Source organism: Streptomyces hygroscopicus subsp. hygroscopicus, assembly GCF_001553455.1.
Taxonomy (GTDB): domain Bacteria; phylum Actinomycetota; class Actinomycetes; order Streptomycetales; family Streptomycetaceae; genus Streptomyces; species Streptomyces hygroscopicus.
This window is the reverse complement of sequence record NZ_BBOX01000120.1, coordinates 14,289-34,832: the sequence shown is the minus strand read 5'-3', so window position 1 is coordinate 34,832 and position 20,544 is coordinate 14,289. Positions and strand designations below refer to the sequence as shown.

Annotated in this window: 20 protein-coding genes and 2 pseudogenes; 16 read left to right on the top strand and 6 right to left on the bottom strand. The window is 72.4% G+C overall.

The window, feature by feature from the left end; all coding sequences use genetic code 11:
- Nucleotides 1–177: 177 nt before the first annotated feature.
- The 3 genes from AXW62_RS13570 to AXW62_RS13560 all read right to left on the bottom strand — a co-directional run bounded on the left by AXW62_RS13570 (nucleotide 178) and on the right by AXW62_RS13560 (nucleotide 2,836).
- Nucleotides 178–1,218 (bottom strand): CU044_5270 family protein, encoded by a 1,041-nt coding sequence (locus AXW62_RS13570; RefSeq protein ID WP_060944745.1) that lies wholly within the window; start codon nucleotides 1,216–1,218, stop codon nucleotides 178–180.
- A complete protein-coding gene (locus AXW62_RS13565) occupies nucleotides 1,215–1,928 on the bottom strand; it encodes an RNA polymerase sigma factor (protein WP_079105914.1) in 714 nt (237 codons plus the stop codon). The genes AXW62_RS13570 and AXW62_RS13565 overlap by 4 nt, the downstream gene beginning before the upstream one ends.
- A gap of 143 nt (nucleotides 1,929–2,071) precedes the next feature.
- Nucleotides 2,072–2,836 (bottom strand): GntR family transcriptional regulator, encoded by a 765-nt coding sequence (locus AXW62_RS13560; protein WP_060944744.1) that lies wholly within the window; start codon nucleotides 2,834–2,836, stop codon nucleotides 2,072–2,074.
- Nucleotides 2,837–2,991: 155 nt separating this feature from the next.
- Between AXW62_RS13560 and AXW62_RS13555 the strand changes: the two genes are divergently transcribed.
- The 3 genes from AXW62_RS13555 (at nucleotide 2,992) to AXW62_RS13545 (ending at nucleotide 5,559) form a co-directional block, all read left to right on the top strand.
- Nucleotides 2,992–3,420, top strand: coding sequence for an ATP-binding protein (locus AXW62_RS13555; protein WP_370682906.1), 429 nt, complete (start codon nucleotides 2,992–2,994; stop codon nucleotides 3,418–3,420).
- A 214-nt stretch (nucleotides 3,421–3,634) separates the two neighbouring features.
- On the top strand, nucleotides 3,635–4,369 hold the full coding sequence (locus AXW62_RS13550) for an SDR family oxidoreductase (protein ID WP_079115610.1): 735 nt from the start codon (nucleotides 3,635–3,637) through the stop codon (nucleotides 4,367–4,369).
- 368 nt (nucleotides 4,370–4,737) lie between these two features.
- Complete coding sequence (locus AXW62_RS13545) at nucleotides 4,738–5,559, top strand: endo alpha-1,4 polygalactosaminidase (RefSeq protein WP_030831761.1); 822 nt, start codon at nucleotides 4,738–4,740, stop codon at nucleotides 5,557–5,559.
- A 271-nt stretch (nucleotides 5,560–5,830) separates the two neighbouring features.
- Here the strand turns inward: AXW62_RS13545 and AXW62_RS13540 are convergent.
- A pseudogene (locus AXW62_RS13540) lies at nucleotides 5,831–6,229 on the bottom strand (FadR/GntR family transcriptional regulator); the annotation flags it as partial.
- Here AXW62_RS13540 and AXW62_RS13535 point away from each other — a divergent pair.
- Nucleotides 6,226–7,422 (top strand): annotated as a pseudogene (locus AXW62_RS13535) (2-isopropylmalate synthase); the annotation flags it as partial. The pseudogenes AXW62_RS13540 and AXW62_RS13535 overlap by 4 nt on opposite strands.
- Nucleotides 7,423–7,592: 170 nt before the next feature.
- On the opposite strand, the gene AXW62_RS13530 reads toward AXW62_RS13535, so the two are convergent.
- Both AXW62_RS13530 and AXW62_RS13525 read right to left on the bottom strand, forming a co-directional pair.
- Nucleotides 7,593–8,225 carry a TIGR03085 family metal-binding protein gene (locus AXW62_RS13530; RefSeq protein ID WP_060944741.1) on the bottom strand — a complete coding sequence of 211 codons (633 nt, stop codon included), beginning with the start codon at nucleotides 8,223–8,225 and terminating at the stop codon, nucleotides 7,593–7,595.
- Between the two features lie 752 nt (nucleotides 8,226–8,977).
- Nucleotides 8,978–9,802 (bottom strand): hypothetical protein, encoded by an 825-nt coding sequence (locus AXW62_RS13525; RefSeq protein ID WP_159060874.1) that lies wholly within the window; start codon nucleotides 9,800–9,802, stop codon nucleotides 8,978–8,980.
- Nucleotides 9,803–10,183: 381 nt separating this feature from the next.
- On the opposite strand from AXW62_RS13525, the gene hisI reads away from it, so the two are divergent.
- The 12 genes from hisI (at nucleotide 10,184) to AXW62_RS13470 (ending at nucleotide 20,476) form a co-directional block, all read left to right on the top strand.
- On the top strand, nucleotides 10,184–10,549 hold the full coding sequence (gene hisI / locus AXW62_RS13520) for a phosphoribosyl-AMP cyclohydrolase (protein WP_030831770.1): 366 nt from the start codon (nucleotides 10,184–10,186) through the stop codon (nucleotides 10,547–10,549).
- 176 nt (nucleotides 10,550–10,725) lie between these two features.
- Nucleotides 10,726–12,216 (top strand): anthranilate synthase component I, encoded by a 1,491-nt coding sequence (locus AXW62_RS13515; RefSeq protein ID WP_060944739.1) that lies wholly within the window; start codon nucleotides 10,726–10,728, stop codon nucleotides 12,214–12,216.
- A 73-nt stretch (nucleotides 12,217–12,289) separates the two neighbouring features.
- Nucleotides 12,290–12,994, top strand: coding sequence for a TIGR02234 family membrane protein (locus AXW62_RS13510; protein WP_037646412.1), 705 nt, complete (start codon nucleotides 12,290–12,292; stop codon nucleotides 12,992–12,994).
- Between the two features lie 414 nt (nucleotides 12,995–13,408).
- Entirely contained in the window at nucleotides 13,409–13,663 is a 255-nt protein-coding gene (locus AXW62_RS13505; RefSeq protein ID WP_030831787.1) for an HGxxPAAW family protein, read from the top strand.
- Nucleotides 13,664–13,780: 117 nt separating this feature from the next.
- The gene (locus AXW62_RS13500) at nucleotides 13,781–14,191 is read left to right on the top strand and encodes a DUF2752 domain-containing protein (protein ID WP_060944738.1); all 411 of its coding nucleotides are present in this window, start codon (nucleotides 13,781–13,783) and stop codon (nucleotides 14,189–14,191) included.
- Between the two features lie 185 nt (nucleotides 14,192–14,376).
- On the top strand, nucleotides 14,377–15,186 hold the full coding sequence (trpC, locus tag AXW62_RS13495) for an indole-3-glycerol phosphate synthase TrpC (RefSeq protein ID WP_030831793.1): 810 nt from the start codon (nucleotides 14,377–14,379) through the stop codon (nucleotides 15,184–15,186).
- Between the two features lie 20 nt (nucleotides 15,187–15,206).
- Nucleotides 15,207–15,359 carry a tryptophan biosynthesis modulator TrpM gene (trpM, locus tag AXW62_RS47100; protein WP_369522985.1) on the top strand — a complete coding sequence of 51 codons (153 nt, stop codon included), beginning with the start codon at nucleotides 15,207–15,209 and terminating at the stop codon, nucleotides 15,357–15,359.
- Between the two features lie 132 nt (nucleotides 15,360–15,491).
- Entirely contained in the window at nucleotides 15,492–16,763 is a 1,272-nt protein-coding gene (trpB, locus tag AXW62_RS13490; protein ID WP_060944737.1) for a tryptophan synthase subunit beta, read from the top strand.
- A complete protein-coding gene (trpA, locus tag AXW62_RS13485; RefSeq protein ID WP_060944736.1) occupies nucleotides 16,763–17,581 on the top strand; it encodes a tryptophan synthase subunit alpha in 819 nt (272 codons plus the stop codon). The genes trpB and trpA overlap by 1 nt, the downstream gene beginning before the upstream one ends.
- A 57-nt stretch (nucleotides 17,582–17,638) precedes the next feature.
- The gene (locus AXW62_RS13480) at nucleotides 17,639–18,448 is read left to right on the top strand and encodes a DsbA family protein (RefSeq protein WP_060944735.1); all 810 of its coding nucleotides are present in this window, start codon (nucleotides 17,639–17,641) and stop codon (nucleotides 18,446–18,448) included.
- 70 nt (nucleotides 18,449–18,518) lie between these two features.
- Entirely contained in the window at nucleotides 18,519–19,556 is a 1,038-nt protein-coding gene (gene lgt / locus AXW62_RS13475) for a prolipoprotein diacylglyceryl transferase (RefSeq protein WP_060944734.1), read from the top strand.
- 188 nt (nucleotides 19,557–19,744) lie between these two features.
- Nucleotides 19,745–20,476, top strand: a complete 732-nt coding sequence (locus AXW62_RS13470) for a VIT1/CCC1 transporter family protein (protein WP_030831811.1) — start codon at nucleotides 19,745–19,747, stop codon at nucleotides 20,474–20,476.
- Nucleotides 20,477–20,544: the final 68 nt, after the last annotated feature.

Sequence of the window (20,544 nt, the reverse complement as noted above, 5' to 3'; positions counted from 1 at the left end):
GGGGACCACCGGCCGGTGATCCCCCGCTTCCACGGTCCCCGCTTCCACGGTCCCCGCTTCCACGGTCTCCGCTTCCACGGTCTCCGTTTTCAACGGTCCCCGCTTCACGGCTTCCGCTTCAGGGGCTTCCGCTTCAGGGTCTCCGCCTTACGGTCCCCGCTTCGTCGTCTCGGGGCGTCACTTGGTGGTGGCGCCCGGACGCTCGCGGTACGCGTCGACGATGCCGCGCTCCAAGACCGCGGACTTCTCCAAGATGTCGCCCTTCTTGCCCGCCCCGACGGCCTCCGTCCGGTAGCGGCGCTCGCCGAGGAAGGCCAGGCTGTCCCGGTCGAAGACCCATTCGGTGGCCGTCGAGGCCCGCTTGTCGGTACGGGTGATGCCGACCCCGTGCCGCCCGGCCGCGTCCACCGCGTCGTCGACGCGCTTCACCCCGGGGAGCTTCGCGGCGGCCTTGTAGATGGCGGCGGCGTTCTCCGGCGGCATGACGTTCTCCGACAGCAGGTCGCCGATCAGGTCGAAGACGGCCTGTGCCTTCTCGTGTCCCTCCTCCGGCTCGGTCATCCGGTACAGCTCCTCGAGGAGGGCGTCCGGGTCGGTGGGCAGGGACGACAGCCAGAGGTACGTCGGCCGGTGGACGCCCGCCGGAGTGCCGGGGCCCCCCTCGTTGAGCGGGAAGTAGTCCCCGTCCTCGTGGATCAGGCCGATCTTGGTCACGGGCTTGGAGATCTGCGACTTCCAGATCTCCCGCTCGTGCAGCGGGTCCAGCTTGGAGGAGCCGTCCTCCTTCAGCTCGGCTCCCGCCATCAGGCTCTTGACGTAGACCAACTGGTCTTCGCGCACCGGCTTGACGTCCGTCTTCTCCGCGACACCGGCGATCCGGTCGAGCAGGACGGCGGCGGTCTCGCGGGGTTGGGCGGAGCCGCTGCCGGACTCCCCGCCCCCGGTGAGGGTGACGGCCAGGGCTCCGGCCAGCGCCAGGCCCGCGGCGGGCATCAGCAGCGCCGGGCGCAGCAGACGGCGCCGGGCCGGCCGGGCGGGGGCGGCGGCGGGAGTGCGGTTCTGGTCGTCATCGATGTGCTGCATCAAACGGTCCTTGTGATGGAGGTAGGGCTCGGAAGGAACGTCCCGTTCGGCCGGGGCGGGAAGGAGCCGGGCCAGTTCCTCGCGCTCCGCTTCCTCACGCCCGGTCCGGACGGGACCGGAGCCGGCGGCGTTCATCGGGGGTCCTCCTGGAGTTCCTGAAAGGGCAGGGCCGCGAACGCGGCCTCGCTCTGTACCTCTCCGCGGCGACGCCGCGGTTCCTTCTTTTCTCCGGACCTTTCTCCGGCTTTTTCTCCGAACTGCTCTCCGGATCTCTCTCCGGTCCCTTCTTCGGACCTTTCATCGGCGAGCCGCTGATCGGTCAGTCGCCGCAGCCGGGCGCGGGCGCGGGACAGCCGCGAGCGCACGGTCCCCACCGGGACTCCCAGCGCCTGCGCGGCCTGGGCGTAGTCCAGGCCGGACCACACGCACAGCGCGAGCACCTCCTGCTCCCCGCGGCGCAGCCGGCCGTAGACCTTCCGTACGGCGGCGAGCCGGCGGGCGTCGTCGATCCGACCGGCGGTCTCGTCGGCGAAGTCCGCCACCGGGGCGGGCGCGGGGCGCCGGGCCAGGAAGGCCAGGCGCCGGCCGATGCCCCGGTTGGCGTTGCGGGCCTTGTTCGTCGCCACGCCCAGCAGCCATGGCTTCAGCGAGCCGTCGCCCGGTTCCAGCTGCTCCCGGGTGCGCCAGGCGTCGAGGAACGTGTCCCCCATCACCTCTTCGGCGACCGACCAGTCGCCGGTCAGCCGGTAGGCATGGTTGTAGACGGTACGCGCGTAACTCTCGTAGAGCTCTGCGAACGCCTCTCGGTCACCCGCCCGCACCCGCGCCCGCAGGTCCTCACTCATCTCGTTCACACCTCACACCCGTGCCTCTCCGCACGACGGAGGTAGTTCCGGTGATCTGTGCCACACCGGGTGCGCGGGGGTGAGGTGTCCGCTACCGGGCCGGGACCGACGCCGCCTCGATGACCTCGTCCAGGCCCACTCGCTCAGGCGCCGAATTCGTATTCGAGGATGTACGACCCCGCGTCGAGCACCATCTCGTTGACCTCAACGGCCGTCCCGTCCTCGGTGAAGGCCGTGCGGCACACGAGGAAGACGGGCGTTCCGCTGGGGAGCCGCAGCTCCTGGGCCTCGGTGGCGGAGGGCATGCGCGACCGGATTTCTTCGCGGAAGCGGGCGGGCGCGTGCCCCAGCTCGGCCAGCCGTGCGTAGACGCCGCCGGCGCCGCTGTCCTCCTGGGTAATGGCTGAGCCTGCCACCAGGGAGGCTGAGAAGTGCGACGTGGAGAGCAGGACCGGCTTGCCGTCCAGAACGAAGCGGCGGCTGCGCGAACAGACCCGGTCGCCCCTCCCGAGTCCGAGAACGTCGGCGATGTGACTCGGAGCCTCTTTCTCCGTCACCGAGACGCTGTCCACGATGAGTTCGCGATCCTCGTCCAGATCGGTCGACCAGACCGAGTGCCCCGCTCCCCACTGGCTTTGGGCGAGCCGCTGGATGCCGCGCCGCCGTAGCGGCCGAAAGGTGCGCACGAAGACCCCGGCGCCCTTGCGGGCCTCGGCGATGCCTTCGCTTTGCAGCACGCTCAGCGCCTGCCGCGCGGTCATACGAGCGACCTGGTAGGTGGTCATCAGCTCGTTCTCACCAGGCAGACGATCACCTGGCTGGTACTCCCCAGCGGTGATCGCCGCCTTGAGTTCATTGGCGATCCGCTGATACTTGCGCTCTCCGCCGCTGCCCTGCCCCGCTGTCACCGGTCACCCTCCGATCTTCTCTAGAGACACCCTAGGTGTCCGCTCGCTTGTTTGAGTAATCAGAGGCGTATCGAGGCCATTTGACATCTCTAGAGATCTGACGCTTCGCTGGAGATGTCTAGAGATGTTTCCGTGGGGAGGGGTGCATGGCGCACATGACGGATCTTCCGGATGACGAGGCAGAGCGGGAGCCACTCGGCAGGCTGGTCCTGTGCCCGGTCCACGAGTCGGTGCCGCGGGCCCGCCGGTGGTTTCGTACGTTCACCGCACAACATGAATTGGCACGTTCCATCGACGACTGTCTGCTGCTGATGTCCGAGCTGGTTACGAACGCCATCGTGTACGGAGAGGCTGACGGGCTGTGGAGGGTCCGTGTCGAGTGGTACCGGGCGGGCGCAGCGCTGCGCGTCGAGGTGCACAACCCCGGATTCCCGGCGCGGGTGCGGCTTCGTCGGCCCACTGCGGGCGAAGCGCACGGGCGGGGGTTATTGATGGTGAATGAGCTGGCCGATGAATGGTGGTCGGGGCCGAGTCCCTACGGCGGCACCGTCGTCGCCTTCCTGATGCACAAGATGTTCGCCTGAGATCGAGCGGATCCCCGGGCCGATGGCACTCGGTCACCGACGCGATCGTGGTGTGACCGCATCCGGCAGAGGGGCCCTCAGCGGCACCGGCACGCTGACCGGGTGCCCCGCACCCAGGAGAAGCGCGTCCTGGTAAGGGGCCGCTGACCTGCCCAGACTCGGTGGGGCAGGACAGCAGCGCACCAGGAGTGAAAGGAAGACCGCCATGGCAGCCATGACCGGGACCGGCAAGGTCGTGCTCGTCACCGGAGCCAGCAGTGGGATCGGGGAGGCGACCGCGCGCCGGCTCGCCGCCGACGGACACCGGGTCTATCTGGGGGCGCGCCGGACCGATCGGCTGGAGGAGCTGGCCGGGCAGATCACCGCCGAGAGCGGCACCGCCGCGTACCAGAGGCTCGATGTCACGTCGGCCGAGGACGTGCGGGCCTTCGTGGCCGCCGCCCGGGAGCGGTTCGGGCGGGTGGACGTGATGGTCAACAACGCCGGGGTGATGCCGCTCTCGCCGCTGGAGGCGCTGAAGGTCGACGAGTGGGACCGGATGCTCGATGTGAACGTGCGCGGGGTGCTGTACGGCATCGCGGCGGCCCTGCCGGTGATGACGGAGCAGGGCGGCGGGCACATCGTGAACACCGCCTCGGTCGGCGCGTACGAGGTGTCGCACAGCGCCGCGGTCTACTGCGCCACCAAGTTCGCCGTCCGGGCCATTTCGGAGGGGCTGCGCCAGGAATCGGCCGGTGACATCCGGGTCAGCCTGATCTCCCCCGGTGTGACCGAGTCCGAACTCGCCGACTCCATCTCCGACGAGAGCGCCCGTGAGGCGATGAAGACCTACCGCTCGGTGGCCATCCCCGCCTCCGCGATCGCGGACGCCATCGCCTACGCCATCGGTCAGCCCGCCGAGGTCGACGTCAACGAGATCGTGGTCCGCCCCGCCGCGAGCGCCCAGTAATACGCGGGGGCGGGTCCGCGGGGTGCCATCAGCGGTCGCATGCGGACGGTGGCTGTGGCCGTGTCACGGGCCGGCCGGTCCCGTGACGGGCCACCGCCGGCTCCGGCCCGTGCATGCTGCGGGAGGAGGGGATCGTGGTGATCGAATACCGGCCGTTCCAGCGGATCTGGCCCGGCGACCTGCCGACTTGACGCCGTTGCCCCGGCCCGCTTTGATCACAGCTGTCGCACGGGTGTCCAACCCGGTGCCGCCCAAGAGGTGCGCCCAGCCGGTAGGGGCCCGGTTACGGTCCCGAGCCCGGACTCAGTCGCCAGGACGGCGGATGCCGTCCGAGGCGGGGTCGTTGCCCGCGAATGTTGGAGCTTTTCATGCCCGCCAACCATGCTGTTCGTCGCCGCTGGGCCGCCGCGTCGGTGGCGGCCGCCGCTGCCGTCGCCGCCGTCGTGGCCATCTCCGTGTCGAACGGGGCCAGCGCGTCCGAAGTGGCGCTGCCGCCCGTCCACGGTGGCTTCGACTACCAGATCGGCGGGGCGTACACCCCGCCGAAGGGCGTCGACATCGTCAGCCGTGACCGCAAGGACTCACCGGCGGACGGGCTGTACAACATCTGTTACGTCAACGCCTTCCAGGTCCAGCCGGGCGAACGCGACCAGTGGCCCGACGACCTGCTGCTGCGCGACGCCAACGGCGATCTGGTCATCGACGAGGACTGGAACGAACCGCTGCTCGACATCCGCACCGCCAAGAAGCGCGAGCGGGTGGCCGACAAGGTCAACGGATGGATCGACGGCTGCGCGGACAAGGGCTTCGACGCCGTCGAGCCCGACAACTACGACAGCTACGAACGCTCCCAGAAGCTGCTGACCACCACGCACGCCAGGGAGTTCATCGCCCTGCTGTCGAAGCACGCCCACGCCCAGGGGCTGGCCATCGCGCAGAAGAACACCGCGGCGCTGCTCCCCGACCGGAAGGCGGCCGGGCTGGACTTCGCGGTGGTCGAGGAGTGCGGCGAGTACGACGAGTGCGAGCAGTTCGCCAAGGCTTACGACGACCACGTCGTGGCGGTGGAGTACGGCGAGAAGGGCTTCGCCAAGGCATGTGACGGCTGGGGCGACCGGCTCAGCGTCGTCCTGCGGGACAGGGACGTCTCCACCGACGACAGCGAGGACTACGTCCGCGAGACGTGCTAGCTAGGGGATCCGCTGCGACCGGGGGATCTCCTCCGACCGGGGCCCCTCCGGTCTGGGGAGATCCCCCGGTCGGGATTCCCTCCGGCCGGGGGACCTCCTCCGGGCGGTGAAATCCCCTACTGGGGAATGTCTCCGAGCCCCGTCCGCACCGCGGGCGGGGCTTTGTCACGTCCCGGCCGCCGGTTGCCGCCGCCGGTTGCCGCCGCCGGTTGCCGCCAGTTGCCGTCGGCTGCCGTGGCCCCCGTGACTCCGGGGCGCCGTCACCGGAGACTCAGCGGGCCGCCCCGGGGTCGCGGATCCAGGCCAGTATCTGCTCCAGCTCGGCCTGGAGGACGCGGCCGGCGGCCTCCGCGTCGCCCTCCTTGACGGCCCGGACGAGGGCGGCGTGGGAGTCGTCGCCGTGATTCGGTGTCCGGGCGCGCAGGGCGAGGAGATCGACGAGGTCGATCAGCCCCTGCCGCAGCGCCGGTACGAACTCGGCGAACAGGTCGGTCAGCACGGGGTTGTGGGCGGCGGTGACCACCGCGGCGTGCAGCGCGATGTCCGCGTCCACGAACGCCGCGTCATCCCCTTCGGCGGCGGCGCGCCGCGCGTCCAGCGCCGCGTCCAGGGCGGTGCGGTCGGCCTCGGTATGGCGCAGCGCCGCGAGCCGGGCGGCCTGCACCTCGATTCTCCCCCGAGGTCTTCAACCTCACCGAGCCCGATTTCGTGCTGGAGGTCTGCAACGGCCTCACCACGCTGTGGGACGCCTGCCCCGACCGCCCGGTGACGCACAACCTCCCGGCCACCGTGGAGGTCGCCACCCCCAACGTCTACGCCGATCAGATCGAGTACGCGCACCGCCACCTGGAGCGGCGTGAGGACGTCGTCCTCTCCGTCCACCCGCACAACGACCGCGGCACCGGGGTCGCCTGCGCGGAACTCGCGGTGCTGGCCGGGGCTCAGCGGGTGGAGGGCTGTCTGTTCGGCAACGGCGAGCGCACCGGCAACGTCGACCTGGTCACCCTCGCCCTCAACCTCCACGCCCAGGGCGTGGATCCGATGGTCGATTTCTCCGACATCGACGTCATCCGCGACACCGTGGAGCACTGCAACCGGCTGCCGGTCCACCCCCGTCACCCATACGGCGGCGAGCTGGTCCACACCGCCTTCTCCGGCACCCACCAGGACGCCATCAGCAAGGGGCTGGCGCACCATGCCCGGCAGGCCGAGGCGTCGGGCGAACCGGCGGAACGCGCACCGTGGGCGGTGCCGTACCTGCCCATCGACCCGGCCGATCTGGGCCGTACGTACGAGGCGATCATCCGCGTCAACAGCCAGTCGGGCAAGGGCGGTATCGCCCACCTCCTGCACACGCACCACGGACTGGACCTGCCGCGGCGGCTCCGCGCCGACTTCTCCCGCACCGTCCAGACCGCCACGGACGACAGCGGCCGCGAGGCCACCCCGGAGGACCTGTGGGAGCTGTTCCGGACCACCTATCTCGCCCCTGCACAGGAGGGGCCGGTGACGCTGTCCTCCTGGAGCGCCGAGGAGGTCGCGCCCGGTGAGCACCGGTTCCGCTGCGAGCTGCGGACGGACGAGGGGGCGGGCCACTACGAGGGGAAGGGCAACGGGCCGCTGGCCGCCTTCACCGACGCCCTGGCGGCTGCCGGAACCGGCGTGGACATCCTCCAGTACAGCGAGCACGCCACCGCCGCCGGGCCCGGAAGCCCCGCGGTGGCCTACGCCGAATGCCGCGTCGGCGCCGTCACCCTCTGGGGCGCCGGCCGGGACACCTCCGTACTGACGGCATCCGTGCACGCCGTACTGGCGGCCGTCAACCGGGCGGCCGTCAACCGGGCGGCGGCGCAGGGCGGCTGACCGCGCGGCGGTGGCGGGCGCGGGGTGGCTGACGGCGCGGCGGTGGCGGGCGCGGGGCGGCTGACCGCGCGGCGGTGGTGGCGCGGGGCGGCCGACTCCGCCGCGGTGGCGGCGGCACTCGGGGTTCGGGCCGGAGGCGAAGGGCGGCAGCCCGGCCGCCACCGAGGCGCTCAGATGCCCAGCTTGGCCTCGCGCGCCGCGGCCACGGCCTCCTTGTCGCCCTCCAGCTCGACCCGGGCGGCCTCCTGACGGCCGGTGAGGAAAAGCGCCAGCTCACCCGGTTCGCCGGTGACCGTGACGACGGGGACGCCGCGGTGGGACACCACCGTACGGCCGTCCGGACGGCGGAGCACCAGGCCGACCGGGGAGCGGCGGCCGAACACCCGGGCGCCGCGCTCGACACGGGACCACAGTGCGTCGGCGAAGACCGGGTCCAGCTCGCGCGGCGTCCAGTCCGGGCGGGCGCGGCGCACGTCCTCGGCGTGGACGTAGAACTCGAAGGCGTTGGCCGCCTCGTCCACCTGCTTCAGCGCGAACGGCGACATCCGCGGCGGGCCGGTGCGGAACAGCTGGAGCAACTCCTCGTACGGCTTCGCCGCGAACTCCTCCTGCACCCGGGACAGCCGCGCGGCCAGTGGCTTGACCAGCACTCCGGCGGCCGCGTCGGGGCGGCGCTCGCGGACCACCAGATGGGCCGCCAGGTCCCGGGTGGTCCAGCCCTCGCACAGCGTCGGGGCCCCGGGGCCCGCGCTCTCCAAAAGGTCGGCCAGGAGAAGTCGTTCGCGCTTCGCGTGAGTGGACATACGGTCACCCTACGACCGGGGCCCGCCCGCTGCCATGAGGAGCGCCGCCGCGCCGGGCCACTCATCGCCCCGGAGGGGCAGTCCGGCCGTACGCCGCCCGGGAGGGGCAGTCCGGCCGAGCGCCGGGCCCCGCCGCCGTCCCGGGGCCCGCACCGGCACCGCCGGACCTCCGTCGGCCCGGGGCCCGCCTCGGCGGGGCCGCTGCTTCGGGGATCGCCTCAGCGGGGGCCGCCGTGGTGTTGGGGTTCAGCCCGGTAGGGGCGCTGCCCGGCGCTCGCTTCGGCAGTGGCCGCCGCGGTCCCCCTTGAGGTTCAGCCCGGTCGGGGCCCCGCCCCGGTGCCCGCTTTGGTGGGGGCCGCGTGGGTTGGTCCGGCGGGGTGTTGTCCCTGGGCTCACCTTGGCCGGGGGCCGCTGCCTCGGGCTGGCTTCGGCGGGGGGCTGCCGCGGTCCTGGGGTTCAGCGCGGCAGGGGCGCTGCCCGGTGCCCGCTTTGGTGGGGGCCGCGTGGCTTGGTCCGGCGGGGTGTTGTTTCTGGGCTCACCTTGGCCGGGGGCCGCTGCCTCGGGCTGGCTTCGGCGGGGGGCTGCCGCGGTCCTGGGGTTCAGCCCGGTAGGGGCCGCCGCGGTCCCCTTGAGGTTCGGCCCGGTAGGGTCCCGCCCCGGCGCTCGTTTCGGCGGGTGCCGCCGCGTGGCTCGGTCCGGCGGGGGCCGCCGCTCCCCGGGGTGCCTCGGCCGGACTCCGCCGTCTCCGGAGTCAGCCCGGCAGGGGCGCGCTCAGTTTCTTGCCGTCCCGGCCTGCGCTCAGCGTGAGCGCGCAGGAGACCTGGTCCTCGCCCTGGACCGTGTAGGTGCCCAGCGCGGGGTAGAGCGCGTAGTAGTAGTACATCCGGCCGTCGTTGGGGATGGTCTTCAACCGCTTCTTCGCGTCCGCCCCGCACAGCGCGAGCGCCTTGGACTGGATCGCCTCCTCGGAGGAGAAGTCACCGCTCAGCGTCTCGTTGGTGATCACCTCGCCGTCGTGCGGGCTGTGGCAGGACCGCTTCTCGACCTTGGTGACGCTGCTGTCCATCGCCGGATGGTCGAAGCACTGGCCCGGATCGAGCACCACGTACGGCACCTTGTCACCGGGCGCGCCGGACTCCGACGCGTCCGGACCGGCCGACTCCGAGGCGTCCCCGTCGGGTGCGTCGCCGCCACCGCCCAGCGGCGCGCCCTGGCCGGGGTCCTCGGAGCCCGACGGGTGGGCGGAGGCGGACGGTCCGGCGTCCGAGGAGGACGAAAGGGGACTGTCCGAGGCCGAGGCGGAGGCGGACGGACCGGCGTCGGCCGACGTCTGCTTGCCCCCGCTGTCGTCCTTCGCCCCGACGACGATCACGCCGACGACCACCGCGACGGCCACCACCGCCGCGATGACGATCGCGGTGACCTTGGAACGGCCGGTGCCGGGCGGTGGAGGAGGGGGCGGCAGCGCGCCCGGGGGTATGGACCCCGGCGGCAGCGCGCCCGGGGGCGGACCGCCGGGCAGCAGCGCCGGTGCGGGAGGCGGACCGAAACCGCCGCCCGGCGGCACGGGCGGCACGGGCGGACCCGGCGGACCCGGCTGGGCGGGCGGACCCGGCTGGGCGGCTTGCCCTGGCTGGGCGGGCGGGCCCGGCTGCCCCGGCTGGTCCGGCGCGGGCGGCGGCCCGAAGCCCTGCTGCGACGGCTGCGGCTGTGGCGGCGGACCGAACCCCCCGCCGTTTCCCGGCCGGTTGGGGTCGTTCGGCGGCGGCGGAAACGTCATGTCCGAAGCATGCCCCATTCCACCGACAACCCGGCCATCGGGCCGGGAGGCAACCGGCCATCGGGCCCGGAGGGAACCCGGCCATCGGGCCCGGAGGCAGCCCGGCCCCCAGGCCGGGCGGACCGTCAGGCGCAGATCGTTCGCGGGCACCCCCCTCGGGACGTGCAGAATGGTCGCATGACCGGCTCCGACCGCCCCTCCGCCCTCGACCCGGCCCTCGCCGCCCGCCTCAAGCGCGGCGCCGACGGCCTGGTGCCCGCCATCGCTCAGCAGTACGACACCGGTGAGGTGCTGATGCTCGGCTGGATGGACGACGAGGCGCTGCACCGCACCCTCACCACCGGCCGCTGCACCTACTGGAGCCGCAGCCGCCAGGAGTACTGGGTCAAGGGCGACACCTCCGGCCATGTCCAGCTGGTCAAGTCCGTCGCCCTCGACTGCGACGCCGACACCATCCTCGTCAAGGTCGACCAGGTCGGCGCCGCCTGTCACACCGGCGACCGCACCTGCTTCGACGCCGACGTGCTCCCGCTCGGCCAGTAGACCGGTCACGCGGACCGGCCGCACGGACCAGTCACACGGACCAGTCACATGGACCGGCCGCACGGACCGGTTCCTACGGACCGGCCACAACCCCACGTCCCCCGCCTCCCCCACGTCCCCACCCAGTCCCCGTGCCCCGCCGGGCTCCCCGGCCCTTGACCCAGGACGCTGTCACGATGGATCTCGAGACCTTCCGCAAGCTGGCGGCCGACCGCCGCGTCATCCCCGTCAGCCGCAAACTGCTCGCGGACGGCGACACCCCCGTGGGCCTCTACCGCAAACTGGCCGCCGAGCGCCCCGGCACCTTCCTCCTCGAATCCGCCGAGAACGGCCGTTCCTGGTCCCGCTACTCCTTCATCGGCGTCCGCAGCGCCGCCACCCTCACCGAACGCGACGGCCGCACCCACTGGCTGGGCACCCCGCCCGTCGGCGTCCCCACCGAAGGCGACCCCCTCCAGGCGCTGCGCGCCACCGTCGAAGCCCTGCACACCCCCCGCGACCTCGGGGGTCTGGTCCAGCTGCCGCCCTTCACCGGCGGCATGGTCGGCTACCTCGGCTACGACATCGTCCGCCGCCTGGAGAAGGTCGGCGAGCACGGGGGCGACGATCTGCGCCTGCCCGAGCTGACCATGCTGCTCACCTCGGACCTGGCGGTGCTGGACCACTGGGACGGCACGGTGCTGCTGATCGCCAACGCGATCAACCACAACGACCTCGAAACGGGCGTCGACGAGGCGTACGCCGACGCCGTGGCACGGCTCGACGCGATGGCCGCCGACCTCGTCCGCCCCGTGCCCACCGACCCCGCCGCGCTGCCCGACTCCGAACTGCCCGAGTACACCGCGCTGTGGGGCGGTGAGGACTTCATGGCGGCCGTGGACGACATCAAGGAGCGCATCCGCGCGGGCGAGGCGTTCCAGGTCGTCCCCTCACAGCGGTTCGAGACCCCGTGCTCGGCGAGCGCCCTCGACGTCTACCGGGTGCTGCGCGCCACCAACCCGAGCCCCTATATGTACCTCTTCCGGTTCGAGGGCTTCGATGTGGTGGGCTCCAGCCCGGAGGCGCTGGTCAAGGTCGAGGACGGCCGGGCGATGCTGCACCCCATCGCCGGCACCCGGCACCGGGGCGCCACCCCGCAGGAGGACGCCGCCCTCGCGGAGGAGCTGCTCGCCGACCCCAAGGAGCGGGCCGAGCACCTGATGCTCGTCGACCTGGGGCGCAATGACCTCGGACGGGTCTGCGAGCCCGGCAGCGTCGAGGTCGTCGACTTCATGTCGATCGAGCGCTACAGCCATGTCATGCACATCGTCTCGACCGTCACCGGCAGCCTCGCCGAGGGCCGCACGGCCTTCGATGTGCTCACCGCCTGCTTCCCCGCGGGCACCCTCTCCGGCGCCCCCAAGCCACGGGCGCTGCAGATCATCGAGGAGCTGGAGCCGAGCCGCCGCGGGCTGTACGGCGGCTGTGTCGGCTACCTGGACTTCGCCGGCGACTCCGACACCGCAATCGCCATCCGTACCGCGCTGCTGCGCGACGGCACGGCATATGTCCAGGCCGGCGCGGGGATCGTCGCCGACTCCGATCCGGCGGCCGAGGACGCGGAGTGCCGCAACAAGGCGGCGGCGGTGCTGCGGGCGGTGCACTCGGCGAACCGGCTCGGGCGGTAGTTCCCATATCCCCGGGTACGGTCCCGTATCCCCGGGAACGGGGCCCGTACCCGGGTGGGGGATAGTGGTAGGCGTGACTGCAGCAGCCGTACCCCAGCCCAGGGCCGAGAACGAGCCCGCCGCCTCCGCCGTGCGCGGCCGCCGAAGCAGCCTCGCCATCGCCCTGCTCGCCGGTGCCCTCGGGGCCGCCCTCGTCCTGCTGGCCACCAGCCGCAAGTGGGCCGAGGGCACCGCCTTCGTCGCCCAGGGCTCCCTGCCGCAGAGCGCCAAGGGCGACGACATCACCGGACTGCCCGGTGCGCTCGCGGTCGTCGGCCTCGCCGCGCTGGTCGCGGTCTTCGCCGTCCGCCGCCTCGGCCGCGTCGTCGTCTCGGCGCTGCTCGCCCTCAGCGGCGCGGGCATCGTCATCGGCTCGGTCCTCGGCGCGTCCGACAAGGCGGCGCTGGAGGAGAAGGCGTCCAAGGTGAGCGGTCTGACCCACAGCCCCATCCACGACGTGGCCTACACCCCCTGGCCGTGGGTCGCCGCGGCGGGCGGGGTGCTGCTCCTGCTCGCGGGCCTGCTCGCGCTGGGCTACGGACGCCACTGGCCCGCCATGTCCGGGCGGTACGAGCGCGCGGGCACGGCGGGCACGGCGGGCACCGCGGGCCGGGACCGCGCCCGGCGCCGCGGCCCGGCCCCCGACCCGGACCGCCCCGAGGAGCTGTGGAAGGCCCTGGACCGGGGCGAGGACCCGACACAGACCCCGGCGCGGCAGGAGGCCGAGCGGGGCGCCTGAGGACCCCTCGCCGGGCCGTCCCCTCCAGCACGTCCCCTCCAGCCCGTCCCAGCTGCCCGTCCCCCTCCGCCCAGCTGTTCGTCCCCCTCCGTCCGGCTGCTCGTCTCCCGCCACCCAGCTGCCCGGCTGCTCGTCCCCCTCCGCCCGGCTCCCCGTCTCCCGCCGGGTCGCCCTCCTGCCTCCCTCCGGCTCGGCTCACGGTCTCCCGCGCGCCCGCCTTTCCGTTTTCGTTTTCCTCCGGGTCGCTTTCCGGTCTCACCTGGGCCCGCCCTGCCCTCTCTCCGGGGCGCCTTCCCGCCTCCCGCCGCAATGTCCACCCCCGCTGATGGGCGTTTCGCGCGTCGGGGACAATGGCGTGGGAGCGTTCGCCCCCGAGCGCCCGGACCAGGCGCAGTACAGCTACGAGGAGTATTCATGGCGGGTCACAACCACGGACACACCCCGGCCGCCTGGACCGGTGTCACCATCGCCTTCATCGGCTTCTGCGTCGCCGGCGCGTTCACCGTGGCGGCCAAGCCGGTCGGCTTCTTCGCGGGCATCGCGGTCATCGCCCTCGGTGGCATCGTCGGCGCGGCGATGCGCGCGGCCGGTCTGGGCATGCCCAAGACCCAGCCCCCGCAGCCGAAGACCGCCGCGCAGGCCCAGCCGCAGGCGCAGACCCAGCAGTGAGCCGGGGCGCGGCCCGGGGCTCCGGCCGTCTCCGCGGGGCTCCGCGCTGAGCCGTACGGAGGTCGGTACACCGGCCCTGAGCTGCGCCTTCGCGGATATGGGGGGAGACTCGGCGGTGTGAGCGAACCACCGCCGACCGTCCCGGTCCCCCTGGTGCGGCGTCTCGCCGCACCGCTCGGCGTGCTCGCGGGCGTCCTCGCCGCCTTCGGCTACGTCGGCGCCGTCGACCCCCGGGAGCCGGGCCACTACCCCGGCTGCCCGCTGCTGCGGCTCACCGGGCTGTACTGCCCCGGCTGCGGCGGGCTGCGCGGTGCCCATGCCCTCGCGCACGGCGATCTGCCGGCCGCCCTGCGCGACAATGCCCTCGCCGTCGGCTGCTACGCGGTCTTCGCCGTCTGCTGGGTGGTGTGGTGTGTGCGCGGTCGCTTCCCGGCGCCGCGGCTTTGGCACGCGGGCGCGCTCGGCGGCGTGGCCCTGGTCTTCACCGTGGTCCGGAATTTCCCGTTCGAGGGACTACTGACGCCGTGACCGCTGTTGTGGATGTCCATGTGCCCATGTGGAGGGTCTCCGCGTCAACCGGATGCGAGACCTCGGCCCTCCGGCGGCTACCATCGCAGTGCCGGGTGACGCGGTTGACCGACCCGCTCGACCCGCCCGACACCGATCAGAAACCGATCAGAATCTTCATCCCCGTCCCGGAAGGGGGCCGCTCGGTGAGTGTGCTCGACGAGATCATCGACGGAGTCCGTGCCGACCTCGCGGAGCGGCAGGCGCGCGTCACCCTCGACGAGCTCAAGCAGCGGGCGGCCAAGGCGGCGCCGGCGAAGGACGGTGTCGCCGCGCTCAAGGGCGACGACGTCAAGGTGATCTGCGAGGTCAAGCGGTCCAGCCCGTCCAAGGGCGCGCTCGCCGCGATCGCCGACCCCGCCGGGCTCGCCGCCGACTACGAGGCGGGCGGCGCGGCCGTCATCAGCGTGCTGACCGAGCAGCGGCGCTTCGGCGGATCGCTGGCCGACCTGGAGGCCGTAAGGGCCAAGGTCGACATCCCGGTGCTCCGTAAGGACTTCATCGTCACCTCGTACCAGCTGTGGGAGGCGCGGGCGCACGGCGCCGACGTCATCCTGCTGATCGTCGCCGCCCTGGAGCAGGAGGCGCTGGTCTCGCTCATCGAGCGGGCCGAGTCGATCGGGCTGACCCCGCTGGTCGAGGTGCACGACGAGGAGGAGGTCGCCCGAGCGGTGGACGCCGGAGCCCGGGTGATCGGGGTCAACGCGCGCAACCTCAAGACCCTCCAGGTGGACCGGTCGAACTTCGCTCGGGTCGCACCGGAGATCCCGGACCACATCGTCAAGATCGCCGAGTCGGGGGTGCGCGGTCCGCACGACCTGATCGCCTACGCGAACGACGGCGCGGACGCGGTGCTGGTCGGCGAGTCCCTGGTGACCGGGCGCGACCCCAAGGCCGCGGTGGCCGATCTGGTGGCGGCGGGCGCCCATCCGGCGCTGCGCCACGGCCGGGACTGACGAGGCGGGATCGGCGCACCATGGAGACGTACGCGCGTTTGGCCAGGGGCTGCCGGCCCCGGGGCTGCCGTGCGCCCGCGCGGCGGGTGCGGGGGCGGCGCGTGCGCTACCACATCGGCTGTGAGCCGGGCCAGATCAACGGGCGTCGATGGCGCGGGACGGCGGCGCGCTGAGCCTCCCCCTTTCCCGGGGCGCGGTTTCCTCCCGGCCACGGCTGGGGGGTGCCCTGCGGGGCACGGCGCGGACGCGGTTTCCCACCCATCACATCCGTTGCGGGGCGATGCCCCGACCGAGGAGTACATCGCATGTCCTCTGATTTCTTCATCCCGGACCCGGAGGGTCAGGTGCCCAGCGCCGAGGGGTATTTCGGCGCCTTCGGCGGCAAGTTCATCCCCGAGGCGCTCGTCGCCGCGGTCGACGAGGTGGCCGCCGAGTACGAGAAGGCCAAGGCGGACCCCGCCTTCGCGGCCGAGCTCGAGGATCTGCTGGTCAACTACACCGGTCGGCCCAGCGCGCTGACCGAGGTGCCGCGGTTCGCCGAGCACGCGGGCGGCGCCCGGGTCTTCCTCAAGCGGGAGGACCTCAACCACACCGGCTCCCACAAGATCAACAACGTGCTGGGGCAGGCCCTGCTCACCAAGCGCATGGGCAAGACCCGCGTCATCGCCGAGACCGGCGCCGGACAGCACGGCGTGGCCACGGCCACCGCGTGTGCGCTGTTCGGGCTCGAGTGCACCATCTACATGGGCGAGGTGGACACCCAGCGGCAGGCGCTCAATGTGGCGCGGATGCGGATGCTGGGCGCCGAGGTCATCGCCGTGACGTCCGGCAGCCGCACCCTCAAGGACGCCATCAACGAGGCGTTCCGGGACTGGGTCGCCAATGTGGACCGCACCCACTACCTCTTCGGCACCGTGGCCGGGCCCCACCCCTTCCCGGCGCTGGTGCGCGACTTCCACCGGGTGATCGGGGTGGAGGCCCGGCGGCAGATCCTGGAGCGGACCGGGCGGCTGCCGGACGCGGTCGCGGCCTGTGTGGGCGGCGGCTCCAACGCGATCGGGCTGTTCCACGCCTTCCTGCCGGACGAGAGCGTGCGGATCGTCGGCTTCGAGCCCGCCGGGCACGGTGTGGCCACCGGGGAGCACGCGGCCACGCTGAGCCAGGGCGAGCCCGGGATCCTGCACGGCTCCCGGTCCTACGTCCTCCAGGACGAGGACGGCCAGATCACCGAGCCGTACTCGATCTCGGCCGGACTGGACTATCCCGGCGTCGGGCCGGAGCACGCGTATCTGAAGGACACCGGCCGCGCCGAGTACCGGGCGGTCACCGATGACGAGGCCATGCGGGCGCTGCGGCTGCTGTCGCAGACCGAGGGCATCATCCCGGCGATCGAGAGCGCCCACGCGCTGGCGGGCGCCCTGGACCTCGGCCGTGAGCTGGGCACCGACGGTCTGGTGCTGGTCAACCTCTCCGGGCGCGGCGACAAGGACATGGACACCGCGGCCCGGTACTTCGGGCTCTACGACCAGCGGGACGACCAGCAGGCCGACCGGCACGACGACCAGGGGGCGAAGTGATGGCCGGGAATCTGGAGCTGCTGGGATCGGTGCTGGCGAACGCCAAGGACGAGGGGCGCGCCGCGCTCGTCGGCTATCTGCCCGCCGGCTTCCCCACCGTCGACGGCGCCGTGGACGCGATGACCGCCATGATCGAGGGCGGCTGCGACATCGTCGAGGTCGGGCTGCCGCACAGCGACCCGGTGCTCGACGGACCGGTGATCCAGACCGCCGATGACATCGCGCTGCGCGGCGGGGTCAGGATCCGCGATGTGATCCGCACGGTGGGGGAGGTGCACGCCCGGACGGGTGCGCCGATCCTGTGCATGACGTACTGGAACCCCGTGGACCGGTACGGCGTCGAGCGGTTCGCCGCCGATCTCGCCGAGGCGGGCGGCGCGGGCTGCATCCTGCCCGATCTGCCGGTCGAGGAGTCGGAGATCTGGCGGAAGGCCGCCGAGCAGCACGGTCTGGCGACCGTGTTCGTGGTCGCGCCCAGCAGCCGGGACGAGCGGCTGGCGAAGATCACCGCGGCGGGCAGCGGTTTCGTCTACGCGGCGTCCCTGATGGGTGTCACCGGAACGAGGGAATCGGTGGGCCAGGAGGCCCGCGCGCTGGTGGAGCGCACCCGTGCGACCACCTCGCTGCCGGTGTGCGTGGGGCTCGGCGTCTCGGACGCCACGCAGGCGGCGGAGGTCGCGGCGTTCGCCGACGGGGTCATCGTGGGCTCGGCCTTCGTCAAGCGGCTGCTGGACACCGAGGGCGACCCCGAGGCCGGTCTGGCCGCGCTGCGCCGGCTCGCGGGTGAGCTGGCGGAGGGCGTCCGCGTCGCTCGTTAGAGGGAATAACGGGGCGGAGGAGCCCAGCGGCGCTCCTCCGCCTCGTTAGGCGAGGGCGTGAGTCAGAGAAACCGTGAGGGAAAGCGCGGCGCCCGTGAGCGCCTGCGGGAACAGCGTGAGCGGGAGCGGGCGCGGGCGAAGCGGAAGCGGACGCTGGGCGTCCTGGGGGCGGTGGTGGCCGTCTTCGCCGCCGCCGGGGCGGTGGGCATGTACGCGTCCACATCCGCTGACGACTCGGGCAAGTCGGGCGGCTCGGTGGTGCCGCCGCGCGGAGCGGTCGGCAAGGGACGCCTGGTGATCCCCTCGGGGAAGGCGGGGAAGCCGGAGAAACCGGGGAAGGCCGCCCCGGCGACCCTGACGGTGTACGAGGACTTCCGCTGTCCCGGCTGCAAGCAGTTCGAGGACGTCTTCCGCGCAACCGTCCACGAGCTGCAGGACGACGGCCGGCTGAGGGTCGAGTACCACCTGGTGACGATCATCGACGGGAACCTCGGCGGCACCGGTTCGCTCCGCGCGGCGAACGCGGCGGCCTGCGCCCAGGACCGGGGCGCCGGCGCGTTCCGGGCGTACCACGACGTGCTCTACCGCCATCAGGCCGAGGAGACGCGGGACGTCTACGCCGACAACGACCGGCTGATCAAGCTGGCGGACACGGTCCCCGGGCTGGTCACCCCCGCCTTCCGGAAGTGCGTCGAGGACGGCCGGCACGACGGCTGGGTGCGCAAGTCCAACGACGTGTTCGCCCACTCCGGCTACGCCGCCACGCCGACGGTGCTGCTGGACGGGAAATCGGTGTACGGCGATCCCGACAAGCCGCTGAGCCCCAACAAGCTCAAGCGCATGGTCCTCGCGGCGGCCCGCGACTGATCCTCGTTACGCAGCCGTTGCCGGGTGGGGTGCCGCATCTCCCGCCCGGCACGGTAGCGTCGGTCCTGTCATGGACCTCCTCGCTTACATTCCCAGCCCGTCGTCCGGCGTGATCTATCTCGGTCCGGTCCCGCTGCGCGGCTATGCGTTCTGCATCATCATCGGCGTCTTCGTCGCGGTCTGGCTCGGCGGGCGGCGCTGGGTCGCCCGGGGCGGCCGGGTCGGCACCGTCGCCGACATCGCCGTCTGGGCGGTGCCCTTCGGCCTGGTCGGAGGGCGCCTCTACCACGTCATCACCGATTACGAGCTGTACTTCACCGACGGCCGTGACTGGGTGGACGCGTTCAAGATCTGGCAGGGCGGCCTCGGGATCTGGGGTGCCGTGGCGCTGGGCGCGCTGGGCGCCTGGATCGGCTGCCGCCGCCGGGGGATCCCGCTCCCGGCGTACGCGGACGCCATCGCACCCGGGATCGCCTTCGCCCAGGCCATCGGGCGCTGGGGCAACTGGTTCAACCAGGAGCTGTACGGCAAGGCGACCACGGTGCCGTGGGCGCTGAAGATCGACGGTGACGCCGACGCGGGCCGGGTGGCCGGCACGTACCACCCGACCTTCCTGTACGAGTCGCTGTGGTGCGTGGGCGTGGCCCTGCTGGTGATCTGGGCGGACCGCCGCTTCAGGCTCGGGCACGGCCGGGCGTTCGCCCTCTATGTCGCGGCGTACACCGTGGGGCGTTTCTGGATCGAGTACCTCCGGGTGGACGACGCCCACCACGTACTGGGGCTGCGGCTCAACGACTGGACGTCCATCGTGGTCTTCCTGGGCGCGGTGGCCTATCTGGTGATCTCCGCGAAGAAGGTCCCCGGCCGGGAGGAGGTCGTGGAGCCCGCCGCGGCCGAGGACGGCCCGGCCGGCCCGGCCCCGGTCACCGGTGCGAGCGGCGAGGCCCCGGCCGAGAGCGACGCCGCGGGCACGACCGGCGCGGACAAGGGCGGTGCCAACGAGACCGGCGCGGACGAGGCCGGTGCCGACAAGACCGGTGCCGACAAGACCGGTGCCGGGAAGGCCGGTGCGGTGGCCGCCGAGGCGGAGCCCTCCAAGAAACCCTGATCCGTACCAGCGTGTGCCCAGCGGGCCGCCGAACCCCTCCAGGTTCGGCGGCCTCTTTACGTTTTCGCAGGTCAGCGAGGTAAGTTCGGCCTTCCTTGCTGGCGGAGCAGGGGAATTCGTGCGTACCTTCGAACCGTTGGGGTGAGGGCCACATCGCCACACCCTTCTCGAAGGGAGCACATCTGCATATGTCCGTCATCGACAGCGCCGAGTCCCCGCACATCGCCCACCGCGACAACCACACCCACCGTGACGTGAACGGCGGGTGGCTGCGCCCGGCCGTCTTCGGGGCCATGGACGGCCTGGTCTCCAACCTCGCGCTGATCACCGGTGTGGCCGGTGGTGCCGTGGACCGGCACACCATCGTGATCACCGGTCTGGCGGGTCTGGCGGCCGGTGCCTTCTCGATGGCCGCCGGTGAGTACACCTCCGTGGCCTCCCAGCGCGATCTGGTCCAGGCCGAGCTGGAGGTGGAGCGGAGCGAGCTGCGCAAGCACCCCATCGACGAGCTGGAGGAGCTGGCGGCGCTCTACGAGTCGCGCGGGGTGGAGCCGGAGCTGGCCCGGCAGGTGGCCGAGCAGCTGTCCCGCGACCCCGAGCAGGCGCTGGAGATACACGCCCGCGAGGAGCTGGGCGTGGACCCGGACGACCTTCCGTCGCCGCGGGTCGCGGCGGTGTCCTCGTTCGGCTCCTTCGCGCTGGGGGCGCTGCTGCCGGTGCTGCCGTATCTGCTGGGTGCCACGGCGCTGTGGCCGGCCCTGGTGCTGGCGCTGATCGGGCTGTTCGGATGCGGTGCGGTGGTGGCGCGGGTGACGGCCCGTTCCTGGTGGTACAGCGGGCTGCGGCAGCTGGCGCTGGGCGGTGCGGCGGCGGGTGTGACCTACGCCCTGGGCACGCTCTTCGGAACGGCCGTAGGATGACATACCATACGGCGAGCCGCATAATTACGCCGTTACTTGACGGTTTCGATCCGTTTACCGGTGGGCAT